Genomic DNA, 23,024 nt, shown 5'->3' on the forward strand with positions numbered 1-23,024 from the left:
ATCCACAAGAAGACTTGCGAACTGCACAATTTCAACCTGACAGCACTTGATTTAACGATGGAGGATTATAACTATGAACATAGAGCCCAATGAAGCTTATATTTTGGATCTCTTAAAAAGATTGCTAGATACACCAAGCCCAACCGGCTATACGCATGAAGCCATCGAACTTCTTCGCGCTGAAGCCGAATCGTTGGGCATCCCGTTCTCCCTGAATGAGAAAGGCGGCGCCCTGCTCACCTTGAAGGGCAGCGATTCATCCCGTCGCATCGCGCTGAGCGCGCATATTGACACGCTTGGGGCAATGGTCCGCTCCATCACCTCGAATGGAACGCTGAAGCTGACCTCGGTCGGCGGTTTTTTGATGAACAGTATCGAGAACGAATATTGTGTTATCCATACTCGCGATGGCAAGAAATATACCGGAACAATTCTATCCCAGCACCCATCCGTACACGTCTACGATGATGCTCGTACCTTTAAACGGGAAGAATCGAACATGGAAGTACGCATCGATGAACTGGTGGAGAATAAAGAGGATGTTCTGAAGCTCGGCATTTCCGTGGGCGACTTCATCTCTTTCGACTCCCGGGCTGTCATTACGCCAAGCGGTTATGTGAAATCCCGTCATCTCGATGACAAAGCCAGCGTTGCTGCCCTATTCGGACTGATCGAATCGAGTAAGCGCGAAGGCTGGACACCGAAGCATGATCTAGTATTCCTCTTCTCCAATTATGAAGAGGTGGGTCACGGAGCATCCTGGCTGCCAGAAGGCGTCAACGAGATGGTCGCTGTTGATATGGGTGCGATGGGCGATGACCTCAGCTGTAAAGAGACTGATGTGTCGATCTGCGCCAAGGATTCCAGCGGCCCTTACGATTACGATATGACTGGTCGACTAATTGAGTTAGCCAAGAAACTTGAAATTCCATACGCGGTCGATATTTATCCGCATTACGGCTCAGACGCTTCCGCCGCCCTACGCGCCGGTAACAACATTCGCGCCGCTCTGATCGGCCCAGGCGTTCACGCTTCACATGCTATGGAACGGACGCATAAACAAGCGGTTATTAATACCGCAAGGCTGCTCGTCGCATACGTTACACAGTAAGAGCGATCTCGCCTCTATAAATAAACTAAGACGCCTCTAACCCCAAGTGTTAATGGGATAGGGCGTCTTTTTTTTAAAACCTGCAAAAATGCAGGCTCTCGCTAATAAAGTTAACACCTATTGATTGCGCTGGCTCTCGATCTTCTCGGCAAGCTCGTTCAAGTAGGTCCAGCGCTCGATCAAATGCTCCAGCTCCGCTTCTGCCGTCTGCTGCTCCTGCATCAGTTCCTGCAACCTTGCTGCATCACTAGCCGCTTGCTCCATTTCCGCGCTAATCTTGGTCAGCCGCTCTTCTGTGGCTTCAATCTTCCCATCGATCGCTTCATACTCGCGCTGTTCATTATAGCTGAACTTGAGCCGCTCAGTACGTGCAGCCCGACCATCGGTACCAGCAGCCTCATCCTGAGCAGCAGCTCCGTTATGGCTGCCGTTCCTGCTTACGTTTCCACCGTTGCCTTGAGTGCCTCCACCTGATCCACTGCGCTCAGAATCTGCTTCCTGGCTGCCACTAATATCGCCCCGCTGTACCCGCTCCTGATAATCGCTATAATCGCCAACGTGAACAGCTACCTTCCCGCCGCCTTCAAAAGCCATAATTTTATCCACGGTGCGGTCGAGGAAATAACGGTCATGAGATACCGTGAACACGGCACCTGGGAATTCATCGAGATAAGCTTCCAATACGGTCAAGGTCTGAATATCCAGATCATTGGTCGGTTCGTCCAACAGCAATACATTTGGAGCGCTCATCAGCACTCGCAGTAGATAGAGACGTCTTCTCTCTCCGCCGGACAACTTCTCGATCGGTGTCCATTGCATCGCGCCAGTGAACAGGAAACGCTCCAGCATTTGACTGGCACTAATTCTCGAACCATCCGCCGTAGTTACAAGCTCTGCTTCCTCCTTAATATAATCAAGGACACGCATCTTACCGTCCATTTCCTGATGTTCTTGCGTGTAATAACCAAGCTTGACTGTCGTACCAAGCTCAATCTCACCTGCATCAGGCTGAATTCGCCCAGCAATCATGTTCAGCAGCGTCGATTTTCCGCTTCCGTTCAGACCGATAATTCCGACGCGATCTCCAGGCACCGCGGTATAATTCAAGCCGGAAATTAACTGGCGCTCACCAAATGATTTGCTCAAATCGCTGATCTCTAGGATTTTGCGCCCCAGCCGGGTGGAAGCGACTGAAATATCTACCGAATCACTCTTATAATCTGTTCCCTGTGATTGCAGCTTCTCAAAACGCTCAATTCTCGCCCGCTGCTTTGTGGAACGTGCCTTGGCCCCGCGCCGGATCCAGGCCAGCTCTGTTCGCAGCAGATTTTGCCGCTTCTGCTCCGACGCGGCTTCCCGCTCTTCCCGTTCGCTCTTCAGCTCTAGGAAACGGCTATAATTCGCTTCATAACGGAACAGACGTCCATGATCCAGCTCCAGCATGACATTGCAAACTCGATCAAGAAAATACCGGTCATGCGTAATCAGCAAAAGAGCACCGCGGCGCTTTTGCAGAAATGATTCCAGCCAGCCGACCGTATCGTTATCGAGATGGTTGGTAGGCTCATCCATAATCAGTAGCTCCGATGGAATGATCAGTGCGGACGCTAAGGCTACCCGTTTTCGCTGGCCGCCGGACAGGCTGCCGATCTTTTGACTGAAATCGGTAATACCTAACTTGGATAGAACCGTCTTGGCCTCATTCTCCAGATTCCAGGCTGAGGTCCGATCCATCTCTTGCGTTAATCGGGTTACTCGTTCCACAAGCGCTTGGTCACCTGGGAGCATCTCCAGCAGCTCCATCGCCTCCATATATTCTGACACGACCTGAAGCTGTGGATCCTCCCCCTGAAATACCGCTCTAAGCACTGTTAGTTCAGCGTCAAACTCCGGATTCTGGGGCAAATAAGCGACACGGACATCTCGATTGATAGCAACCTTGCCCACATCGGCCTGATCGAGACTAGCAATGACGCGAAGGAATGTTGACTTTCCTGTCCCATTCACCCCGATCACCCCGATTTTATCGTGCTCATCCATTCCGAAGGAAGCGTCTTGGAACAAGACCTTCTCGCCATAGGTTTTCGTCAAATGCTCTACTGTCATGATATTCATAGTTATTTCCCTACTTTTCTGTTCAATTAATACGATATTAATAAAAGGCAATGGTCCAGCTAGGTTAAAATGACCCCCAGCCCCCAGGCAATGAAGCCAGCTGCCACAGAGCTGATCAGATTTACCGCATCATTGCTCATCCAGTTCCATCCTCGTGCCGGCACGGTAGCTTGCCCGCAATGCTCGCGAACCTCGACGATCTTGCCACATACTTCACACCGGTACATCTTCTGAACCGTTGCACCTAGCAGTGAATCCGCCATCGCTCCGGCAAATCCCGACACTCCGCCAATAATAACCCATTTCCACAACCCAATCGACATTAAGCCTTGTGCAGCGATCTGCGTATCTCCAGTCCATCTGAACAGCAGCCAAGCAGCTCCGCCAATAATCCCGGCGCCAATCAGTGCTGCCATACTGCCCAATGAAGAGACACCGCCGGATGTCCCTGGTGGAACGACTCTCCAGTTCACCACGGAGCGAGGCGGTCTTTTACTCCATCCACCCCATTCTGTAGCCCATGTATCCGCAGTTACAGCCGCCATTGAACCGATGAAGAAGTATCCCCAGGCCGGATTCGGCCACAGCGCATTCAGTATGCAAGCAACCATCCCTATCCCGCCATTTGCGAACACTTGTCCAGCGTCACGCCTACCGCTCTTGGCATACGATTTCTCCAGTTCAACCTTGCGATCACCGCGAAGCTTGGAGAATAAAGTTGAGGTCACGAAGAACAAGATCAATATCCCGAACCAGAATAAATTGCCGGCAGCATAATATACCGTACCCATGATGACAGCAGCAACAGCCCCCGATAAGGATAAGGACCTCTTCCAATAAGCAGCTCCAGCAATCAAAAGGGCGCATAACGCCCCGATAATCCAATCTATCATTACGACTGTCCCGAAGCTGAAGGACCGCTCCCAATCTCACAACTTCCTAGCACTTGGGATCCATATGAGATTTCCAACTGATCCCCCTTATATACCGGGCCTACCCCCTCTGGAGTACCTGTGAAAATATGGTCTCCTTCACCCAGTCCATAACGTTCAGCCACAAAATCGATAATCCGTTGCAATGGAAAGATCATGTTGGCGATATTGCCGCGTTGGACGATCTCACCATTCTTGCGCAGGATGAAATTCTCCTTCGCTGTCTCTTCCGTTCCCGGAAATGCGATATAAGGTGTCATAGGAGCGGAGTTGCGGAAGGCCTTAGCCGCCGTCCAAGGATGTCCCTTGGCTTTCAGCTCATTCTGGACATCACGCAGCGTGAAGTCGATACCGAACGCCATAACATCAACAAGTTCATCAACCGACATCCCGGGCTTATACTCCCGTGCGATGCGCAGTACAAGCTCAGTCTCATAATGAATCTCGCCCCGTTCTGCAGGTAACTCAAGCTGTGCACCAGCCATCGGCACGACCGCATGGGACGGTTTCATAAATATCATCGGTTCCTTAGGCACATCATTGCCTAGTTCCTCAGCATGCAGTCGGTAGTTACGTCCTACGCAATATACGTTAGCTATTGTTCTGTTCACGATCTATTTCTCCTTTATTTAAGAAGTAGTTCAAAAAGTCCACTTTTGATAAGAAAACCTGATCGAAGTCACTTCAAGGATGAGCGACCGCGGTTCAAAGGTAGGTTTTCGTAAATCAGGAAGTTATATCGACATCGAATCTTGAATTCAGCCTGGACTTCCGGTGCTCACGTACCCAAAACGTACGTTTCGCTCCTCACTCCCTAGCTTCATCCAAGCTTCTCGGTGCTGAAAACCGCTCTTTTTGAACTTTCATTTGTTGGGTAGTCAGGTCTATGTAATTTATTTTACGGAATAAGAGCAAAAAACAACGGACACTGGAGGACCGTACCCTGAGGTAATGGTTGTCAGCCCCTTTTCGTACCCGTTGTCATCATTCGCACGAATATCCAGAGCGGAATTCAGCGTACCTATGTCGATTGTGACATAGAAACATACCTTTTTGCAAGTATCTGTGACTTATATCAACGCGCGCTCTGAGGCTTAAATACTGCTATATCGCAGAACAGCGTCTGTTCATATTCACGGTACTGGCCAAACCATTTTACCCCTGCCCTTGTACTGCCGATCCCGTACATTTTCTACGAACCAGGATTTAGGCCTACCTAAAAAAATACCGATCCATTCTGGACCGGTACGTAGCTGCCATATAAGTGTGTGTGGATGAAGCTCAATATTTTTTCAACTGCGAACGTAAGACATGGCCTTTAACCATCGATCTGGCCAATTGGTGCATAATAGAACCTTATCGCCCTTTGCTCTGCCCCGTCGCAGCTTCCTGACATCGTTCATCGTCCAGGCCATAACCTCAATACCACATCTTGCCGCCTTGGTAGCCAGCTCCGCGGTTAAATAGCGATAATTCAGCGACAGAAAGCTGCAGTGCAGCATTTGAAGGCGAATGAACAAATCCCTCGGCTTCTCATCGACAATTAATCCGGTGCGGATTCCCCGGCCGATCTCCTTCACCTTAGCAAGAACACGTGGCTCAAAAGAAGTAAGAACCACCTCATCCTCCATCCTATATCTCCTTACCGCCGATACGATCTTCTCCTCAATGCCCGGATACATATTTCCTTGCGTTTTGATCTCAATATTAGCCCGCAAGCGTCCGGCAATTGCCTCCAGGAACTCATCGAGGCTGATCAAGCGTTCCCCAGCATATTCAGGAGCCTTCCAGCTCCCTGCATCTAGACTCTTTAACTCAGCCCAGGTCCGCTCCCCTACAGGACCCCGCCCGTTCGTCGTTCGATTCAGAGTGAAGTCATGAATAAGCAGCGGAACCCCATCCTTAGACAGCTGAACATCCACTTCTACCCATTCCACATAAGATTCCTGCATTGCTCGCTGGATCGCAGCCATCGTATTCTCCGGAGCAATTCCAGAGAAACCTCGATGGGCTACACATAAATTTTGTATATTTTCCATGACTTACGACCCCCGCCTGTTGACTCACTCATCAAAGTGGAATGACACTTATAATAAAAATAAGGCAAGTTTTTACATCAAGATTTCGTTCTTACTTCACCAGAGTCATTGATCCTAATCCCCGGTGATAGGGCCTCTATTTCCTTCAACAGCTTGGTGCCATTCTTCTCATCCATAGGAACTGGCTGGCCAATTTCCGTAAGATAAGGTGTAAGCTTCAGTTGGCAGTCTCCGCTCTTGTTGCATTTTGCCGAGAATACTGCCGTCTCCCACGTTTTTGGATCATTCGATTTCGTAAAAATAAAATTCCCCGTGCTGTACACGACCCATTTCCCCTTGTATTGTTCAATGCCTTGCATCACATGGGGATGCCCACCAATGACCAGATCGGCGCCAGCATCAATAAAGGCATGGGACAGGTTCGTCTGATGGTCCTCCAGCTTCGTTACTCTCTCCTTGCCCCAGTGGGTTACAACTAGCACCAGATCCGCCTTCTTACGGGCCTCCTTAATGGCCTTAACCGCGAGAGTAGAATCATACACGGCTGCAACCCCAGCGTTCTTCTTGGTAGCGGCCCAGTTTGCCTGCGGGATCACCCGACTGAAGCCACATAGCGCGATCTTGATTCCTTTGCGTTCGAAGTAAGTCGGAGCATAAGCCTCATCGCTATTGCTGCCCGCACCGACGTATTGGATCTTATTGTCCTTCAAATGCTGAATCGTATCCAGCAATCCTTCCACCCCTTGGTCAAGAGTATGGTTGTTCGCCAGATTAACCGCATCAACACCGGCCTTGACCATCTCTTCGAGCGCCTTCGGCGAGGACTTGAACACGAACGTCTTGTCTTCAGCAGCGGTCCCTCCGTACGTCACTGGCGTCTCCAGGTTGAGCACAGTAAGATCATCACCCTGGAACAGGTCCTTAACATATTGATAAGGATAATCATAGCCCTGCTTCTCTAGGACCTTCGCCACATTGCCAGAGAAGATCGTATCCCCGGCGAAATGGATCAATACCTGATCCCCCGAGGCCGTCTCCTCCGGTGTCGGCTTCAGATCGCCGTTAGCCTCACCTTCTACTTCGACACTGGAACCCTGCTCTGCATCGTCCAGTAATCCATCCGTCGATGAATTGTCTTGCCCATCCGCATTCAAAGCGGAATCTGTCTGAGCGGAACTATCCTCGCCTTCATTTGACGGCTTATTCTCATGCTGGGAAATATCCGGCATCTCATACAGACCAGGATTATTCTGCTCTTGCTGCTCTACATTCTTGCTATTCCCCTGGACCGTACGATAATCAAGATAATAATAAGTCCCTAGCACAATAATAATAAAGATAAGAAGGCCGTTCACTGCCAGCCAAAAACGGCTTAAGCGGCGTTCCTGCTCTTGTTTTCGTTTTTTATTTTTTTCAGATCTTGGTGGATACATCCAATGAGACTCCTTTGAAAACATGATTTGATCATGACATCATTGATTTTATTATATCAGGGTACTACAAATAAATAGAACCCTTCGCCTATTTTACAGGGAAGGGTTCACAATTTCATGTTTCTTACATTAATGAAACTACTTAAGTAGCAGATCTAAGAATCTATTTCAAATCTGTAACCTGCTTCATAATGCACTCAGCCAGTGTCTCCATATAGAGCGGGTCGGTTCCTAAGGATTCGATACGCTCGAGGCGCATATCCAACTCCTTGGCAATCGTCTTCGCTTCAATATCAAGATCATATAACACTTCCAGATGATCGGATACGAACCCTACCGGAGCAACAAGAATATCCTCCACCTGTTCCTGGCTTAAGCTGCGGAGCGTATCGAGAATATCTGGACCCAGCCATGGATCGGCTGTACGGCCCGCACTCTGCCATGTGAATTGCCAGTTATTCACTCCAGCTTCCGCTGCCACGGCTCCGGCTGTCTCCAACAGTTGATCCTGATACGGATCTCCCATCTTAAGGATGCGTTCAGGTAGACTATGCGCGCTGAATAACACTTTGACCTGATCCCGATTCGCGCCGCCCTCTTTGAACTGATCCAGCTTGGCACACACCCGATCTGCGAACGCCTTGATCAGCTTCGGATGCAGATGATAGCTATGCACGAAGCTCATCTCTACGCCCAGCTCGGCTGCCTTCTCCTCAGCCCGCTTAATGTAGCCGCCAATGCTCATCACCGAATAATGGGGAGCAAGCACAATTCCGATCGCCTGCTTAATACCGTCATGGGCCATTTGCTCTACTCCATCCTCTATGAATGGACGGGCATGCTTCAACCCCTGATAACAGACAAATTGCTTATCCGAACCTTGGTTCAGCTGACCCAGCGTCTCCTGCAAGGCAGCCACCTGCTTATCCGTATTCGCGCGCAGGGGGAACACGCCGCCAACAATTGCCTCATAACGTTCTGTCAGTTCCAGGAGCTGCTCCGGAGTCGGGGGATGCCCGCGCCGTATATGTGTGTAATAAGCCTCTACTTGATCCATGCTTTCCGGTGTGCCATAAGACATCACCAATACGCCGATTTTTGTGCTCACGCTTTTATTCACCTCATCCATTAAATTGAGACAACCAATATCTATATTTTCTGAGCAATAGCCTGGTGTGAGTATTCATGTACATATTCCGTTAATTCCCGTAACTTATCCAACGATGCCTCAGGAAATAGCCCATGTCCGAGATTGAACACAAACCCCGGCTGTTGAATGCCCTGGTCAATAATATCCTTGGCATACTGCTTAATCACAGGCATAGGCGCAGTTAGAACATACGGATCCAAATTGCCTTGTACAGCATAGTCTCCTCCGATTCTACGCCTTCCCTCTTCGATCAATATGCGCCAGTCAAGACCAATCACATCCGCCTTAAGCTCTGTCAGAGCCGGCAGCAATTCCCCCGAACTTACGCCTGGAAAATAAATCTTCGGGACATCAAGATCGGACAGCTCGGCAAAAATGCGAGTGATTGTAGGTAATACATATCGTTCAAAATCGCGTCTAGCCAGCGCGCCAACCCAGCTATCGAACAGTTGGAACGCTTTGCCGCCATTCTTAATATGTGCTCTCAAATAGGCGATGACCATATCTCCAAGCTTATACATCAGCTTGTCCCATAGCTCGGGCTCGCCATACATCATACTTTTTGTACGTATGTAGCTCTTGGACGGACGCCCCTCAATTAAGTAGCTGGCAATCGTAAATGGAGCCCCGGCAAAAGTAATAAGCGGGACCTCTAGCTCCCGGTCAAGAATACGTATCGTCTCTAAAATATGGGATAGATCACGCTCGACATCAATCGGAGTCAGACGGTCGATATCTGCCTCTGAACGAATCGGATTGTCGATGACCGGTCCAATATTCTTGACGATATCGAAGTCGATACCGATCGATGCAACCGGGTTCATAATATCCGAGTATAAAATAGCCGCATCCACGCCAAGCTTGCGTACCGGCATCATCGTTACCTCCGCGGCAAGCTCTGGTTGACGGCAAATTTCGAGCAAGCTGTACTTCTCTTTGATCTTGCGATATTCCGGGTCATACCTGCCTGCTTGTCGCATGTACCAGACGGGAACCGTATCGATCTCCTGCCTCCGGCATGCGCGAATAAACCGATCATTATATGCCAACCAACTTCTCCTCCTATTATCAAAATCCTATATTATACATTATGACTTCTTTACCTAGATGTAACAACTATCACACTCGTAAAACTCATGACAATCATATGACAACTGCTCCGATGATTTTGAACCATTGTGGTATACTAGAAAAATCAGTCTTTTTGAGCTCTTTATATTATTACACCCAGAATACAGTCAGAAAGGAAGTGAAGCACACTGAAAACCTGGAAAGTAAACCTCATTGTGCTTTGGGTGGGATCATTCCTCGTCAATGCCGGAATGACCATGATCACTCCGTTTCTGTCTCTCTACCTGTCCAGAGATCTAAACGTTCACGGGGAGCATGCGATCGGCTTATGGGCCGGAAGCATCTTTGCAGCTAACTTTGCGACCTCCTTCATCTTCCAACCAATATGGGGGAAGCTGGCCGACAAATATGGAAGAAAAGTTATGCTTCTTCGCTCTGGATTTGGCATGTCCATCGTTATCGCCCTCATGGGCTTAGCTACACAGCCATGGCATCTGCTCATGCTGCGGCTACTCAACGGTACGATCTCCGGCTTCAACCCAGCTGCGGTATCGCTCATATCCGGAACGGCGCCAAAGGAAAGAATGGGCTTCGCGATGGGAACGATCCAGTCCGGCAACGTCGCAGGTACGATTCTTGGCCCACTGATCGGCGGACTTTTGGCCGATTGGGTAGGATTCCGCCCTATTTTCTATATTACCGGTAGCCTGTTATTCCTCGCCTCCCTAGCTTGCCTGCTGTTCGTGCGCGAGAACTTCAATAAAGAAGCCGCGGCCCAAGTACCGCAAATTTCCGTACTTGCTGGCCTGCGCGAATTAACGAAGACTCAACAGCTGACCGCTCTATTTGCTGTAACATTTCTGTTGCAGTTCGCCATGATCAGCCCGATGACTTTACTGCCGTTATATGTAGAGAGACTGCATGGAACCGCGGTGGACGCCTCGTTCTGGGCAGGCTTCGTCAGTGCGGTCACAGGGATGTCCAACATGATCACCTCACCGATACTCGGCCGGGTCAGCGATAAGATCGGAGCACACCGCATACTGACGTTCTGTCTGATTGGTGCCGCAGCGATGCTGATTCCACAAGCATTTGTGCAGAGTGTCTGGCAACTGGTTATTGTCCGCTTCCTGATGGGGATCTTCATGGGAGGACTTCTGCCAAGCGTGAACGCTCTGATTCGGTTTTATACCCCCGACGGAATGGAGAGCCGCGCCTTCGGCTTCAATAGTAGTACGTTGGCCCTGGGCAACATGTTCGGCGCCTTGATCGGAGGTACGTTATCCGGCTTCATCGGCATTGAAGGATTATTCATTATTTCCGGTATTTTATTGCTGTTAAATACAATCTGGGTGAGAACCAAGCTGTATTCCAAGCCGAAAGCTCACGCATAGATTATTTCACCAGCGCCAACGCCAGGCCGTCATAGGCCGGTAGCATCGTGCTGATCAAACGCTCATCCGATGCGATCATTTCATTGAATTTCCGCATGGCCATCACCGAAGGTCCGTTCTTGTCGGTATTTAGAGTTCTACCTCTAAGCAAGGTATTGTCTCCGGCAATGAGCGCTCCCGGTGACGCCAGCGAAATCGCATATTCCAGATAAGCCGGGTAATTCCCTTTGTCCGCATCGATCAGGAAAAAGTCGAACTTCTCCCCACGCTGCTTCAAAACCTCCAAACTGTCCAGAGCGGGTCCAACCATATATTCCGCCATTTGACCATATCCGGCCATCTCCATATTGCTTCCAGCCAGCTTGGCATTATCCTGACTAATCTCAAGCGATACTAGACGTCCATCTGCTCCGAGTCCTCTGGCCAGACATATTCCGCTATAACCGCCAAGGGCACCGATTTCAAGCGCACGCTTCGCACCACCCAGCTTCGCCAGCAAAGTCAGCAATCTGCCATAGCCAGGCGCAATCGATACATCCTGAATCCCGTGCTCCTCAATCGAACGTGTGACTCTGCTTAACACCTCGTCTTCTGCATACAATTCATCGCCATACTCCTCAGGCGTTATCATATATCCACACTCCCTTTTGAACGATCTAGATTAAATTGCCGTCATCAGACAACAATAGTTTGTAACTTGATAGACATTGTCCTATACTGAATTGTATGGTTTTTGCACATTTCCTACAAGAAATAGTTCAGGAATTACAAGCTTTATACGGAGTTGATTAACGAGAATGTCGAGACAATTGGAATTGATCGCGACTGCACCGATGGGTCTGGAAGCCGTCGTGGCACGCGAGTTAAAAGACTTAGGCTACACCGATACGAAGGTAGAGAACGGACGCGTCACTTTTAAAGGGGATCTGATCGATATCTGCCGCTGCAACCTCTGGCTGCGCACGTCAGACCGCGTACTCATCAAAATGGGAGAATTCACGGCCCGCACCTTTGACGAATTGTTCGAAGGCACTAAGGCTTTGCCTTGGCAGGACTGGATTCCGGTGCACGGAGAATTTCCGGTAGAAGGCAGATCCCATAAATCGCAGCTTAGCAGCGTCCCTGCCAGCCAAGGCATCGTCAAGAAAGCAATCGTCGAGAAGCTGAAACAATCCTACCACACGGAATGGTTCCAGGAGAATGGACCACGCTATGTGATTGAGGTTAACCTTCTGAATGATATTGCACTGTTGACGCTGGACACGACAGGACCCGCACTGCATAAACGCGGTTACCGCAAGCTGATTACTGAAGCTCCCCTCAAGGAGACGATGGCGGCTGCTCTTATTCTACTCAGCCGTTGGAATCAGAATCCGTCTCGCCCATTCTACGATCCTTGCTGCGGATCGGGAACGCTGCCGATTGAAGCCGCAATGATCGGCTGGAATATCGCCCCCGGACTGCGCCGCTCGTTCAATTCAGAGAATTGGCCGGCCATTCCGCAGGAGTTGTGGCAGGACGCCCGGGATGAAGCGATCGACTTGGTTCGTGATGACATTCCGCTGAATATCAGCGGCAGTGATATCGATCCGAAGGCGATTGAAGTAGCCCAAGCGGCGGCCAAGAGTGCTGGACTTGCTAAAGAGGTCACTTTTCAGGCGCTTCCCGCGGCGAGGATCCAACTTCAAGGCGACTATGGATGTATGATCACGAATCCTCCTTACGGTGAACGAATTGGTGAGGAGAAAGAAATTCGCCGCTTGATTTCCCAACTCGGCAGGATTTCCGCGGAATATCCAACATGGTCCTTCTTCGCTATTACCCCAACCAAGCAATTCGAGCATGAGTTTGGCCGTAAGGCGGACAAGCGCCGCAAGCTGTTCAACGGTCGGATCGAGTGCCAATACCTGCAATACCTCGGCCCCCTTCCACCCAGACATTAATCTGGGGGAAGGGTTTTCCTTGTTGTAGAGGTTGAACACACACTTATAATATGATCATACTTCGGACGAGAGTAATGCGCTCGCTTATTCGATTTAGAAAGGAGGCTGGCATTTCATGCTGAGTCATACACGGGACAGGGGTCCGCGCGCCCTATTAACACGCTTGTATCGTACCCATTTTTTTGCATATATCGTCTTTTTATTTCTAATCTTCTATAAACTAGTTCTGCTTCATAACAACCTACACGCCAGATATATCGATATGAGTCGGCTGGATGATGTGATTGCTATCGGCTCAGTCATGCTGATCTCGTTCTGGGTATTCTGGCTGCCGCGACGTGGACGCTTGGTCGCCCTCTGGGGCCTCGACGTGGTTCTCACCTTCCTCATCTTTGCCGATCTGATCTATTACCGTTACTTCGGTGATTTTATTACGATCCCGGTTCTGCTGCAGGCCGGTCAAGTCGGCGAGCTCGGGGACAGTATCCGCTCGCTTATCCATATATCCGATCTGTGGCTGTGCGCCGATCTGCTGTTGGGGTTGATCGTCGTGATATTCTTTGGTATACGCCGATGGCTACTGCGGCATACACAGCGTAATCATTTGGGCCCTCTCTATCCTCAGACCTATTCATATCCGGAGAAACCATCTTGGGGACGCGTGGCGATTCGCCGCTTTGCCAGCGGGGTCATGATCTTCATCATTGGCTTCGCTATGACGCTTGGTCCAATCCGGCATTATACCAAGACATGGGCAGCAGGTTTATTTGAGGGCGGCTGGTGGAATATTTCCCTTTATAATGTTACCGGTCTTCTAGGATTCCATTATTATGATGTCTATCGCTATGCCAAGGAGCATCTTGGCGGCAAGCCCGAGCTTAGCGCTGAAGACCAACAGGAAATACAGCGATGGTTCGATCAGGCAAAATCCAGGCGGGTTGTTCAAAATGAAACCTTCGGCGCCTACCGAGACAGCAATATTATTGTCGTTCAAGCCGAGGCCTTTATGAATTTCATGATTGGCAAGAAGATCGGTGGTCAGGAGATTACGCCGAATTTCAATCGTCTGATGCAGGAGAGCATGTACTACTCCAATTTCTATCATCAGACGGGTCAAGGCAGAACCTCGGATGCCGATTTCTCATCGCAGAGTTCTCTGCACCCGCTGCCCACCGGCTCAGTATTTGTCCGTTTTCCAGATCATGAATATGATGTGCTTCCGAGCATTCTGAAGGAAAACGGCTACGAGACCGGAGCCTTCCACGCTTATGAGAGCAGCTTCTGGAACCGTCTGAATATGTATAAAGCGATGAATTATGATCATTTCTACAGCAAATCGGATTACAAAATGGATGAGGCCATCGGCTGGTCGCTTGGCGACAAGTCCTTCTTCCGCCAATCACTAGAGCTGATGTCTACGGAAAAGCAGCCCTCCTATTCGTTCCTGATTACTTTATCGAGTCACCATCCGTACACGCTTCCCGCCAACGTGCAAGAGCTGGATACTGGTGAATTCAAGGGCACTATATTTGGCGACTATCTGCAATCTGTCCATTACGTGGATGCAGCGGTGGGCGAGCTGGTAGAAGGAATGAAGCAGCAAGGGATCTGGGACAATACGATCCTCGTCTTCTATGGTGATCATGACAACTCGATTCAAGACAAGGAACCCTATGAGCAATTTCTCGGCAAATCCTTAACCAGTCTTGATATGAGCCAAATCATGAACCAAGTTCCTCTGTTGATTCATCTACCTGATGGACAACATGCGGGGATTTTCGATGAGCCTGCGGGTCAGCTCGATATGGCGCCTTCATTACTGCACTTGCTCGGTATCTCGACCGAAAGCTACTATATGATGGGCAATAATCTATTCTCCGGTCAGGAACGCTTTGTCGTGCTTCGATCGGGTGCTTTCACAGATGGCAAGCTGTATTACGTTCCGTCTCCGGATAGCCGCTTCGATAACGGCTCCTGCTATGATCTCACGACACGTAAACTTGCTGATGTAGAGAAGTGCAAGATCCCTTATGAAGAAGCGAATAAGCGCCTATCCATATCTGACCGTGTAATTACGGGGGATTTGATCAAATTGCTAAGAACAAAGGAATGAATTTAAAACAAACAAGCGGTGGCTTTGATTTACTCAGAGCCGCCGCTTCTTTTTACTTTTTTAATCATCAAGGCATTATACGATTACTCCTTCACAAACTCCTTATCACTGCGCATCGTATCAATTGGTCGAACCAATTGCTCAATTTGTGCGCGGCGTCCTTCCAAGAATGGAGGAAGCGACAAGATCTCACCTAAAGTCTCATATGGCTCATCACCCATGAATCCAGGACCGTCCGTGGCGAATTCGAACAAGATTTGTGGCGCGACTCGTGCATACAACGATTCGAAGAAATGACGGTTAACGTAACCGGATGTCGGGAAGTTGAAGCTAGCCATACGCTCAATCCACTCTTCCAGAACCTCACGGTCTTCGACGCGGAACGCGGCGTGGTGAACCGTACCATAGCCCTGAATGGAACGAGGGAGCGTATCATTATGCTCTACGATGACTTGAGCCCCGTTACCGCCCTCGCCCACCTCGAACAAGTGAAGTTTATTTTCCTCTGCAATCTCTTTGAACAATAAGACCTTCTCCAGCACTTCCTTGAAAAATTTGAAGTCACTGACGCGAACAAAGATCGGTCCAAGACCGGTAATCGCATGCTCAAGCGGAATCGGTCCTTTCTGCCAAGGTGTTCCCGATACGATCAGAAGTATATGTTCATCCGAGATGAGCATATACTTCTGATCGTCGAAATCCACGAACGACAAAGTCTTCTTACCAAATAGCTCCTGAATACCGGTATGCTCAACCTGCAGACGGTTGAACCGTTGCTCCCAGTAATCCAGCGCAGCATCATTAGGTACGCGGAAGGAAGTCTTCCAGATTTCGTCGGTACCATGCACCCCTTGCCCGATCCCTGGGAAATCAAAGAACGTCATATCTGTCCCAGCGCTTCCTTTATCATCGGCAAAGAACAAGTGATAGGTCTGAATATCATCCTGATTCACTGTCTTCTTCACAAGACGCATTCCTAATATATAAGTGAAAAATTCATAATTCTTCTCCGCACTGCTCGTAATCGCTGTAACGTGGTGGATTCCTTTTAAATGGTTCATACAATAACCTCCTGATGTGTGATCACTCTATTGTTGTTATACAATACCCAAATCATACGACGTAATTTATCTTGTAATAAAGAATCTTTATTTAAAGATAATATACTACGAACCTTCAAGGCTGTCAAATTTACATTGATGATTTTATAGAGATTATCAGCAAGATAATCACTTACTGATACGCAAAAAAAGAGCGCCCATAGTACAATGGACGCTCTTTATAATCCTTATTAGATCAATAATAGCTGCTCTTAATTTTTCGGCTTCTTCACGAAAGGTGCCGCCTTCTCCAGCACTTCATCTTCCGTCGGACCGCTGACATAACGGCCGTTAATGTAGATGAAGGCTCGTTTGCCGCATGGCCCACAGTAAGACTTGCAGCCGACCTTGATGTCGGCATCAGGAGCCATTTTCTTCAGCTTCGGCACAAATGTCTTCATGCGGATATGATTGCATTTATCGCAAATGCGAATGTCATTTGCCATCGTGTTTTCCCTTCTTTTCTTCAATGCTATTGCTTAGAGGAAGTTCAATAAGCTCGCTTTTGATCACGAATTGATCAATGAAGTAACTTTACTTAGTGATCTCCATGGTTACCCATGGACGGGTTCGTAATCACGAATCCTTCTTCAGGCAGGTACAAGTAGTCAATCTTCACGCCATCGAGCATCGGCTCATTCGCATCGACAAGAACATCAATTTCTTTATCGGTTGATACTAATGTCAATTTGTCGTCAGGCTTGACCAAATCAAGGCCATAATGGGCATGGTCTCCATGAGCATGGGTAATGAACACCTTCAAGACCAACTCTTTGTTCTCTTCCTTGTCCATTTCTTTCTTTATCACTTTGGCCGCGTTGCGGGTAATTTTCACTTTCATGAGGGACATCTCCTGTTCAGCAAATATGTTATATCTATACCGCCAATATTCCTATTGTAAAGAAACCTTAGCCTAGATGCAAGGGTTCACCGTATATATTCTGTAGTTTGGAATCCTCTGGCCGAATATGAACTTACCATCAAACTGATGGATATTTACGCTCTGCTCGTGCTACGAACCAGTTCATTAACAACATTGTGACCGCTAGATCATCAATTGGAATGAACGGTAGAAAATCAGGCAGCACCCAATACAACAATGCCGGGACAGTGAGCAGAAGCTTGTCCAGCAATGGAATCTGTGGGGATTGAAGCAGCCTTGGCACCCGCCGGAAAATATGTGACCAATGCCGCAGCGACCACATTTTCGACCATTTCATCGCGAGCCCTCCTTAGCATGCGGATTCAGGGACTACCACCTATATGTAGAATACCCTGTTTCCTTTCTTCTACACTAGTTTATTTCCTTAACGGGAACAAATGCAAAATAGGCCTGACGGCCATCCGGGGAGAATTCTATCCCCGGATAAACTCAAACAGCAGTGGCGCCAGGTCCCTATAGATGGAATCGAATTGTTTCGGCGGCAATGGATTCTTGCCCTCTCCAGCCTCTACTGTGTAACCAGGGCGACGGAATTTCATAATGAACCAGTCCTTATAGCCCGCATCACTTCCGCTTAGCTTCACAGCACGGTAGCCGCTCACTGCTGCCAGTCTATCTGCCATTGCCTCTGCCTCTGGCGGCTCCTGATCCCGGTAGTTCCAGTATATCTCCCGGCCTTGAGTATGAAGAGAGAGAACTCGTGTGAAATCCACTGTCTCTGTCAACTCCGCCAATGCCTGGGCTTCTGGTTCACTTAGTGGGCAGGGGCCACTGTAATCCTGAGAAGCTGGCCGACAAACCTGACGGCGTTCACGCTCCGTATCCCAGCAAGCCGGAAACTGATCATTCAAGTCGACCCCACGAATATTCGCCTTCCATGCCGTGAAATCATCGTGGCCGTCATTCCATGCAAGCAAGCAGCTTCTCCAGCTATCGCCGACCATTGCAGCACCGTCCTGGGCCAGATCAACCCCGTCCGGATTAACCATCGGCACGATCCACAGAGTCGTTTGCTGCAGTAAATGAACAATAGCCTCCGATCGTTGCGAACAGGCGTGTTCCAGCAGATCCTCCATAAAACGCAGCAGGAGTGGAGTAGTAATCCATTCATTCGCATGCACAGCCCCGTTCATATGTAGGCGTTCTGGGCCATTGCCAATCATAAAACAATCGATCGATCGCCCAAGAACACTTCTACCAATACTTCGCCGGCATAGATGCGGATATTTACGCATCAATTCCATACTTTGAGCTTGGAAGTCGGCATAGCGATATCCGCCACATACCTCTACAATCGGAGTTTCAGGCCGATCCACAAATGGCGATGAATCCATGTTCTCTCCTCCCCTTTACAGTTTCTATTCCATTGTTAAACATGCCAATAGCTGACTGCCGCTAGCACTAGAAGATGGAGCGGATAATAAGAGCGCCACAGCCAGCGTGGCATTCGGATCAACTCCAGCCTGTGCCACAATGTAGGACCGAACACGATTAATAGCGTCGGTATAATACTCACCATCTGCACAACCCAGCCATAAGCCAACAAATAAATCACGTTCAGCAATACATGCATGAACAACAATTGATATTTCTCCGCATATCTGAATATAAGCACCAGAAGCAGTCCATATGCCCCATAATCAAATGGAATAATCTCTACCAGCAGGCTGCAACCCGCGATCAACAGGATTGACAGTATTCCGGGGCGTATATGTTCAAGCAGGCGCATCAACAGAGCAGCCACCAGGAGCGTCGCTACGACATTTATTCCACTCCGGCTTAGGGCGATCTGATAGGGAAGCTGGGACAGGACCGTAATGATCGTAAGCCGCAGCATATATTTACCGTAGCTCGTCGTATGACGGAAGCCTTGCACCAATGCATAGGCATAGATCGGGAAAGTTATGCGACCGATAATACGCCATATTAATTCTCCGGGAAAGAACGCCGCTCCAATATGATCGAGCAGCATCGTGAAGATCGCGATCCATTGCATAGGCTCTCTCCTCAAAATTTAATGGTTCCTTTTTAATCTTAATTTGTTACACTTAAACTACTTAAACTTAGAATGTATCCGCATTCAAAAGTTAGAGTATCAATTCATAGGATGTATGAGAACTTTGGGGAACGCATCTATTCTTGTGTGAATTACCTGTATAGAACGACCTGCGTATGGAGGAACTATCATGTACTTATTTATCGTGAATCAACGCTCAGGCAATGGGGGAGGGAAACGGGTCTGGCGAGAAATTAGTCAGATCCTTGATAATAAAGGAGTAACTTACGAATATCAATTTACCGAGAGTGCTGAAGGAGCCCAAGCTTATCTCAAGGAGCAATTGGCATCTCCTGTAGAATGGAAAGCAGTTGGTGTTGTAGGCGGAGACGGTACGATCCACAGTCTCTTGCCTGCGCTGCGCGCAACTGGAATTCCGCTGGCTGTCTTCCCGGCAGGCTCCGGCAATGATACCGCCCGAGGATTCGGTATTCCCAAGAAGATACCGGCAGCTGTTGATACAATGCTGCAGGGATTGCCGAGAATTGCCGATCTCATCTCAACAACGGGCCGCAGCACGTTAACCGCACTGGCTGTCGGCTTCGATGCCGAGGTTGCGGATAATGTCAATAAAAGCCGTTATAAGAAGATATGTAACTCCTTAGGTTTTGGAAGATTGGCCTACGTCATTGGCGTATTTCATACCTTACTCACCTTCCGCCCAGCCGATCTTACTGTAGAATGTGACGGAGTTATTCATAACTATTCTTCGGCCTGGCTGACCGCGGTCAACAATGTGATCAGCTATGGTGGAGGGCTGACGATCTGCCCAGAAGCGAAACCAGATGACGGTATGCTGGACATTTGCATCGTTCATGATTGCTCCAAGCTGCAGCTTCTGATGCTGTTTCCAACTCTGCTGTTCGGCAAGCATACACGGCTTCCTTTCGTGACAATGATGCGCGGCAGACATATCTCGGTCCATAGCTCGCTTTCCCGGCTGGCGCTCGGAGATGGAGAGCAGATTGCTTCTACGCCTCTATCTGTTTCGGCTGATCCGGGTGCTCTCATGGTAATGTGCCCACTCCCAAAATAACTTTTAAAGGTTGTTCAACCCTAGCTTCATCCAACCTTCTCGGTGCTGAAAACCGTTCCCTTTGAACGCGCTTTGAGCAAAAAACCTTTGGATGGTTATAGCCATCCAAAGGTTTTTTTTGCTCGTTAAGAAGGGTTCGATACTTGCCATACAATCGGCGTTAACTCAATTTGTTCTCCTAACCATTGTAAAGCTATTTTACGGAAAATTTCCGGGTCCCCGCTGCAGAAAAATTGATGAATCGGGATTTCATTCCCTTTTGCCAGGCTGTCTTTCTGATACAGAATCGTGCTGATCTCTCGCGCCGTCTCATCGGCGGAACTGATCAGCTTAACGCTCGGCCCCATGACCTGTTTGATCTCCTGCTTGAGAAATGGGTAATGGGTACAGCCGAGGATGAGACAATCAAGTGAATAATGTCTGATCTCCGTAAGAGAGTCCCGCACAAGCCCCAGGGCTTCTGGCGTATCATATCGCCCTTGCTCAACCAGAGGTGCCAACGTTGGACACGCCTTGCTTACGATTTCTACACCTGGATTTAATTCCTTGAGAGCCGCTATATAAGCTCCGCTACGGATCGTACCTATAGTGCCAATGACTCCAATCTGCCCTGTCTTGGTAGCACTGATAGCCGCACGGGCTCCAGGATGAATTACACCGATTACAGGAATATTCACCTTTCCTTTGATATATTCCAGAGCCGCCGCAGTGGCGGTATTACAGGCGATGACAATCATTTTAGGATCAAATTGAATCAGAAAATCAACAATCTGCTCCGTGAAGGAGCTTACCTCTTTAGGTGTACGCGGACCATAGGGAGCACGCGCGGTGTCTCCAAAATAAATAATCTTTTCTCTAGGAAGCTGTCTCATGACTTCCTTGACGACGGTGAGTCCTCCGACGCCCGAGTCTAATATTGCGATGGCTTGCTGCACGAACATACCGCTTCCTTTGTTTATTAGTATTATTTCTCTACTCGTTACTTTATGACTGCCTTGCATAAAGCGTACCTAAATATTAGCGTAATTTCAAGGATGGTACAAGGATGCAGATCAGGCCTCAGCACACCTCTACACGAAAAAAAAGACCCTGAAATCGGGTCCTCTTGCTCCTATTAAGTATTAAGATCTCGTAACAAGCCAAATGCTGTCTCTTAACCCTGAATAGGCGAGTTTACAATCCACTAGAACTTGGCTTAGCTCGGTCTGAACGGAATTAAGCTTCCTCTACTTCATCTTTGACTTCCTTAACGACTTCCTCAACCGTATCCCCGACTTCTTCAGCAACGGATTCACCAATCTCTTCTGTGGCAGCCACCGCTTGCTCTGTATCCTCGGCAACGCCGATTACAGCGGTCTCCAACAGCAGAGGGTCTTCGTCATCGGCTACAGATGACACACGCACTTCAACGCTCCCGTCAGATTTACTCCCACGCCATTCTTGGAAATCCTCGACTAGATCGCCTGTTGTTTTCTTAACCTTATCAACCAATTGAGCACCCTGCTCGGACACCTTACCTGCCACCTCTTGTGTCTTTTCACCGACTTGGCGCGCACCGTCCGCGATATCCTTGCGCAGTTCCCGTCCTGCCTTCGGAGCAAACAACAGCGCTGTAACTGAACCTACGATCGTACCGATTGCTGCGCCCCAAATCCAGCCTTTATTCCCTTTACTCATAATCCATCTCTCCTTATCGTATATTGCACTAACAGCCGATTCGACTTTCCCGAAGAAAGGCAGCCTCCTTTCAGCTATTAGGGCGAATGCCTATATAATTAATCTCATTATAAGCAGATGTAGCTTGGCCCGTCACAAATTACCGCCTATTTTTTTGCCAGCCTGTCAAGAAGGTATCGCTTCTTGATCCAAATAGCTGCGAACCTTATTTGCAAATGAAGTCAATGCTTCATGAAGGTACTGAACCAGCTCATGCCCGCCAGATCTGTCCCAATCGAAATAACTCTGTACGAGAGGGCGGCGCAGACGTACTAACTTCGTAAGAATGTTGCCTAGTTCCTTGTCAACGACCTGCTCGTCCATCATAATATCAACGATATCCTCATAGCTGCTCGCATCCCTCATGATAAAGCCATCGATCAAATAACTGCCGACATCCGTTACGACCTCGATGGCCAAATGAATGGCCCTCTCCTCCGCATAACGGGCCAGCAAGTGCTCTCCTGGATTCGTATTTGCTAGTGTGAATACTTGTAGAATCTCAGGGATAACGTCCAATCTCCGTTCGATTTGCTCCCGGTTCACATAATACATGCGCTAACCTCCATGCCTTATCGATTTGTTAGAATTCAAAATCTACAGCTACCTGGCTCTCGCGTACTTCGTTCATATGCTCGATCACTTTCTTATGCTCCGGATGCACCTGATAGCCCTGCAGATCTTCCAGCGAATCAAAGGTTGCGATCAGCGCGATATCATAGGAACGAGGTGACTTCACAACGTCCACTCCGACTTCCAGCGACCGTAACTGCTCTACCTTTCCTTCCAGTCCACGCAGCACTCCTTCCGTCACCCGGATGCTCTCCGGTGAAGAGTCCTTCAATTTAAACAGAACAATATGCTTGATCATG

The 23,024-nt window shown here is 48.8% G+C and carries 23 protein-coding genes; 5 read left to right on the forward strand and 18 right to left on the reverse strand.

Annotated elements, in window-relative coordinates; genetic code table 11:
• Window positions 1–73: 73 nt before the first annotated feature.
• Window positions 74–1,111, forward strand: coding sequence for a M42 family metallopeptidase (locus tag EI981_RS19485; protein ID WP_127001006.1), 1,038 nt, complete (start codon window positions 74–76; stop codon window positions 1,109–1,111).
• A 117-nt stretch (window positions 1,112–1,228) separates the two neighbouring features.
• On the opposite strand, the gene EI981_RS19490 is transcribed toward EI981_RS19485, so the two are convergent.
• The 7 genes from EI981_RS19490 to hemE form a co-directional block, all read right to left on the reverse strand.
• On the reverse strand, window positions 1,229–3,226 hold the full coding sequence (locus EI981_RS19490; RefSeq protein ID WP_127001008.1) for an ABC-F family ATP-binding cassette domain-containing protein: 1,998 nt from the start codon (window positions 3,224–3,226) through the stop codon (window positions 1,229–1,231).
• Between the two features lie 59 nt (window positions 3,227–3,285).
• Window positions 3,286–4,116, reverse strand: coding sequence for a DUF92 domain-containing protein (locus EI981_RS19495; RefSeq protein ID WP_127004837.1), 831 nt, complete (start codon window positions 4,114–4,116; stop codon window positions 3,286–3,288).
• Window positions 4,117–4,118: 2 nt separating this feature from the next.
• Complete coding sequence (locus EI981_RS19500) at window positions 4,119–4,769, reverse strand: fumarylacetoacetate hydrolase family protein (RefSeq protein ID WP_127001010.1); 651 nt, start codon at window positions 4,767–4,769, stop codon at window positions 4,119–4,121.
• A 681-nt stretch (window positions 4,770–5,450) separates the two neighbouring features.
• Entirely contained in the window at window positions 5,451–6,197 is a 747-nt protein-coding gene (locus EI981_RS19505) for a glycerophosphodiester phosphodiesterase (RefSeq protein ID WP_227011496.1), read from the reverse strand.
• A 77-nt stretch (window positions 6,198–6,274) separates the two neighbouring features.
• A complete protein-coding gene (locus EI981_RS19510) occupies window positions 6,275–7,630 on the reverse strand; it encodes a CapA family protein (protein ID WP_127001012.1) in 1,356 nt (451 codons plus the stop codon).
• A 163-nt stretch (window positions 7,631–7,793) separates the two neighbouring features.
• Window positions 7,794–8,738: a ferrochelatase gene (hemH, locus tag EI981_RS19515; protein ID WP_127001014.1), complete on the reverse strand. Its 945-nt coding sequence runs from the start codon at window positions 8,736–8,738 to the stop codon at window positions 7,794–7,796.
• 41 nt (window positions 8,739–8,779) lie between these two features.
• Window positions 8,780–9,829, reverse strand: coding sequence for a uroporphyrinogen decarboxylase (gene hemE / locus EI981_RS19520; protein WP_127001016.1), 1,050 nt, complete (start codon window positions 9,827–9,829; stop codon window positions 8,780–8,782).
• Between the two features lie 210 nt (window positions 9,830–10,039).
• Between hemE and EI981_RS19525 the strand changes: the two genes are divergently transcribed.
• Complete coding sequence (locus tag EI981_RS19525; RefSeq protein WP_127001018.1) at window positions 10,040–11,245, forward strand: MFS transporter; 1,206 nt, start codon at window positions 10,040–10,042, stop codon at window positions 11,243–11,245.
• 1 nt (window position 11,246) lies between these two features.
• Here the strand turns inward: EI981_RS19525 and EI981_RS19530 are convergent, their stop codons facing one another.
• On the reverse strand, window positions 11,247–11,876 hold the full coding sequence (locus EI981_RS19530; RefSeq protein WP_127001020.1) for a class I SAM-dependent methyltransferase: 630 nt from the start codon (window positions 11,874–11,876) through the stop codon (window positions 11,247–11,249).
• A gap of 166 nt (window positions 11,877–12,042) precedes the next feature.
• Here EI981_RS19530 and EI981_RS19535 point away from each other — a divergent pair, with 166 nt between their 5' ends.
• Both EI981_RS19535 and EI981_RS19540 read left to right on the forward strand, forming a co-directional pair.
• Window positions 12,043–13,188 carry a THUMP domain-containing class I SAM-dependent RNA methyltransferase gene (locus tag EI981_RS19535; protein WP_127001022.1) on the forward strand — a complete coding sequence of 382 codons (1,146 nt, stop codon included), beginning with the start codon at window positions 12,043–12,045 and terminating at the stop codon, window positions 13,186–13,188.
• Window positions 13,189–13,303: 115 nt separating this feature from the next.
• Window positions 13,304–15,301 carry an LTA synthase family protein gene (locus EI981_RS19540; RefSeq protein ID WP_127001024.1) on the forward strand — a complete coding sequence of 666 codons (1,998 nt, stop codon included), beginning with the start codon at window positions 13,304–13,306 and terminating at the stop codon, window positions 15,299–15,301.
• A gap of 83 nt (window positions 15,302–15,384) precedes the next feature.
• Here the strand turns inward: EI981_RS19540 and EI981_RS19545 are convergent, their stop codons facing one another.
• From EI981_RS19545 to EI981_RS19570, 6 genes are all read right to left on the reverse strand, one after another.
• Window positions 15,385–16,362, reverse strand: a complete 978-nt coding sequence (locus EI981_RS19545) for a ring-cleaving dioxygenase (protein WP_127001026.1) — start codon at window positions 16,360–16,362, stop codon at window positions 15,385–15,387.
• Window positions 16,363–16,613: 251 nt separating this feature from the next.
• Window positions 16,614–16,847 (reverse strand): YuzB family protein, encoded by a 234-nt coding sequence (locus EI981_RS19550; RefSeq protein WP_127001028.1) that lies wholly within the window; start codon window positions 16,845–16,847, stop codon window positions 16,614–16,616.
• A gap of 92 nt (window positions 16,848–16,939) precedes the next feature.
• Complete coding sequence (locus tag EI981_RS19555; protein ID WP_127001030.1) at window positions 16,940–17,242, reverse strand: iron-sulfur cluster assembly accessory protein; 303 nt, start codon at window positions 17,240–17,242, stop codon at window positions 16,940–16,942.
• 139 nt (window positions 17,243–17,381) lie between these two features.
• A complete protein-coding gene (locus EI981_RS19560; protein ID WP_127001032.1) occupies window positions 17,382–17,621 on the reverse strand; it encodes a YkvA family protein in 240 nt (79 codons plus the stop codon).
• A 136-nt stretch (window positions 17,622–17,757) separates the two neighbouring features.
• Window positions 17,758–18,678: a M14 family metallopeptidase gene (locus EI981_RS19565; protein WP_127001034.1), complete on the reverse strand. Its 921-nt coding sequence runs from the start codon at window positions 18,676–18,678 to the stop codon at window positions 17,758–17,760.
• Window positions 18,679–18,713: 35 nt separating this feature from the next.
• Window positions 18,714–19,340 carry a TraX family protein gene (locus EI981_RS19570; protein WP_127001036.1) on the reverse strand — a complete coding sequence of 209 codons (627 nt, stop codon included), beginning with the start codon at window positions 19,338–19,340 and terminating at the stop codon, window positions 18,714–18,716.
• A 190-nt stretch (window positions 19,341–19,530) separates the two neighbouring features.
• Between EI981_RS19570 and EI981_RS19575 the strand changes: the two genes are divergently transcribed.
• Complete coding sequence (locus tag EI981_RS19575; protein WP_127001038.1) at window positions 19,531–20,436, forward strand: diacylglycerol/lipid kinase family protein; 906 nt, start codon at window positions 19,531–19,533, stop codon at window positions 20,434–20,436.
• Between the two features lie 125 nt (window positions 20,437–20,561).
• On the opposite strand, the gene racE is transcribed toward EI981_RS19575, so the two are convergent.
• The 4 genes from racE to EI981_RS19595 form a co-directional block, all read right to left on the reverse strand.
• Window positions 20,562–21,377 (reverse strand): glutamate racemase, encoded by an 816-nt coding sequence (gene racE, locus EI981_RS19580; protein WP_193556389.1) that lies wholly within the window; start codon window positions 21,375–21,377, stop codon window positions 20,562–20,564.
• Window positions 21,378–21,651: 274 nt separating this feature from the next.
• A complete protein-coding gene (locus tag EI981_RS19585) occupies window positions 21,652–22,113 on the reverse strand; it encodes a YtxH domain-containing protein (protein WP_127001042.1) in 462 nt (153 codons plus the stop codon).
• A 165-nt stretch (window positions 22,114–22,278) separates the two neighbouring features.
• Entirely contained in the window at window positions 22,279–22,707 is a 429-nt protein-coding gene (locus EI981_RS19590) for a DUF86 domain-containing protein (protein ID WP_127001044.1), read from the reverse strand.
• A 28-nt stretch (window positions 22,708–22,735) separates the two neighbouring features.
• The gene (locus tag EI981_RS19595) at window positions 22,736–23,023 is read right to left on the reverse strand and encodes a Dabb family protein (RefSeq protein WP_068780358.1); all 288 of its coding nucleotides are present in this window, start codon (window positions 23,021–23,023) and stop codon (window positions 22,736–22,738) included.
• Window position 23,024 lies beyond the last annotated feature (1 nt).

The sequence above is a fragment of the Paenibacillus lutimineralis genome, from assembly GCF_003991425.1.
Classification (GTDB): Bacteria; Bacillota; Bacilli; order Paenibacillales; family Paenibacillaceae; genus Fontibacillus; species Fontibacillus lutimineralis.

Excerpts from the sequence above, each read along its gene's own strand:
- EI981_RS19485 (WP_127001006.1), top strand. The coding sequence starts at position 74 with ATGAACATAGAGCCCAATGAAGCTTATATTTTGGATCTCTTAAAAAGA.
- EI981_RS19490 (WP_127001008.1), bottom strand. The coding sequence starts at position 3,226 with ATGAATATCATGACAGTAGAGCATTTGACGAAAACCTATGGCGAGAAG.
- EI981_RS19505 (WP_227011496.1), bottom strand. The coding sequence starts at position 6,197 with ATGGAAAATATACAAAATTTATGTGTAGCCCATCGAGGTTTCTCTGGA.
- EI981_RS19510 (WP_127001012.1), bottom strand. The coding sequence starts at position 7,630 with ATGTATCCACCAAGATCTGAAAAAAATAAAAAACGAAAACAAGAGCAG.
- EI981_RS19530 (WP_127001020.1), bottom strand. The coding sequence starts at position 11,876 with ATGATAACGCCTGAGGAGTATGGCGATGAATTGTATGCAGAAGACGAG.
- EI981_RS19535 (WP_127001022.1), top strand. The coding sequence starts at position 12,043 with ATGTCGAGACAATTGGAATTGATCGCGACTGCACCGATGGGTCTGGAA.
- EI981_RS19540 (WP_127001024.1), top strand. The coding sequence starts at position 13,304 with ATGCTGAGTCATACACGGGACAGGGGTCCGCGCGCCCTATTAACACGC.
- EI981_RS19545 (WP_127001026.1), bottom strand. The coding sequence starts at position 16,362 with ATGAACCATTTAAAAGGAATCCACCACGTTACAGCGATTACGAGCAGT.
- EI981_RS19550 (WP_127001028.1), bottom strand. The coding sequence starts at position 16,847 with ATGGCAAATGACATTCGCATTTGCGATAAATGCAATCATATCCGCATG.
- EI981_RS19555 (WP_127001030.1), bottom strand. The coding sequence starts at position 17,242 with ATGAAAGTGAAAATTACCCGCAACGCGGCCAAAGTGATAAAGAAAGAA.
- EI981_RS19560 (WP_127001032.1), bottom strand. The coding sequence starts at position 17,621 with ATGAAATGGTCGAAAATGTGGTCGCTGCGGCATTGGTCACATATTTTC.
- EI981_RS19565 (WP_127001034.1), bottom strand. The coding sequence starts at position 18,678 with ATGGATTCATCGCCATTTGTGGATCGGCCTGAAACTCCGATTGTAGAG.
- EI981_RS19570 (WP_127001036.1), bottom strand. The coding sequence starts at position 19,340 with ATGCAATGGATCGCGATCTTCACGATGCTGCTCGATCATATTGGAGCG.
- EI981_RS19575 (WP_127001038.1), top strand. The coding sequence starts at position 19,531 with ATGTACTTATTTATCGTGAATCAACGCTCAGGCAATGGGGGAGGGAAA.
- racE (WP_193556389.1), bottom strand. The coding sequence starts at position 21,377 with ATGTTCGTGCAGCAAGCCATCGCAATATTAGACTCGGGCGTCGGAGGA.
- EI981_RS19585 (WP_127001042.1), bottom strand. The coding sequence starts at position 22,113 with ATGAGTAAAGGGAATAAAGGCTGGATTTGGGGCGCAGCAATCGGTACG.
- EI981_RS19590 (WP_127001044.1), bottom strand. The coding sequence starts at position 22,707 with ATGTATTATGTGAACCGGGAGCAAATCGAACGGAGATTGGACGTTATC.
- EI981_RS19595 (WP_068780358.1), bottom strand. The coding sequence starts at position 23,023 with ATGATCAAGCATATTGTTCTGTTTAAATTGAAGGACTCTTCACCGGAG.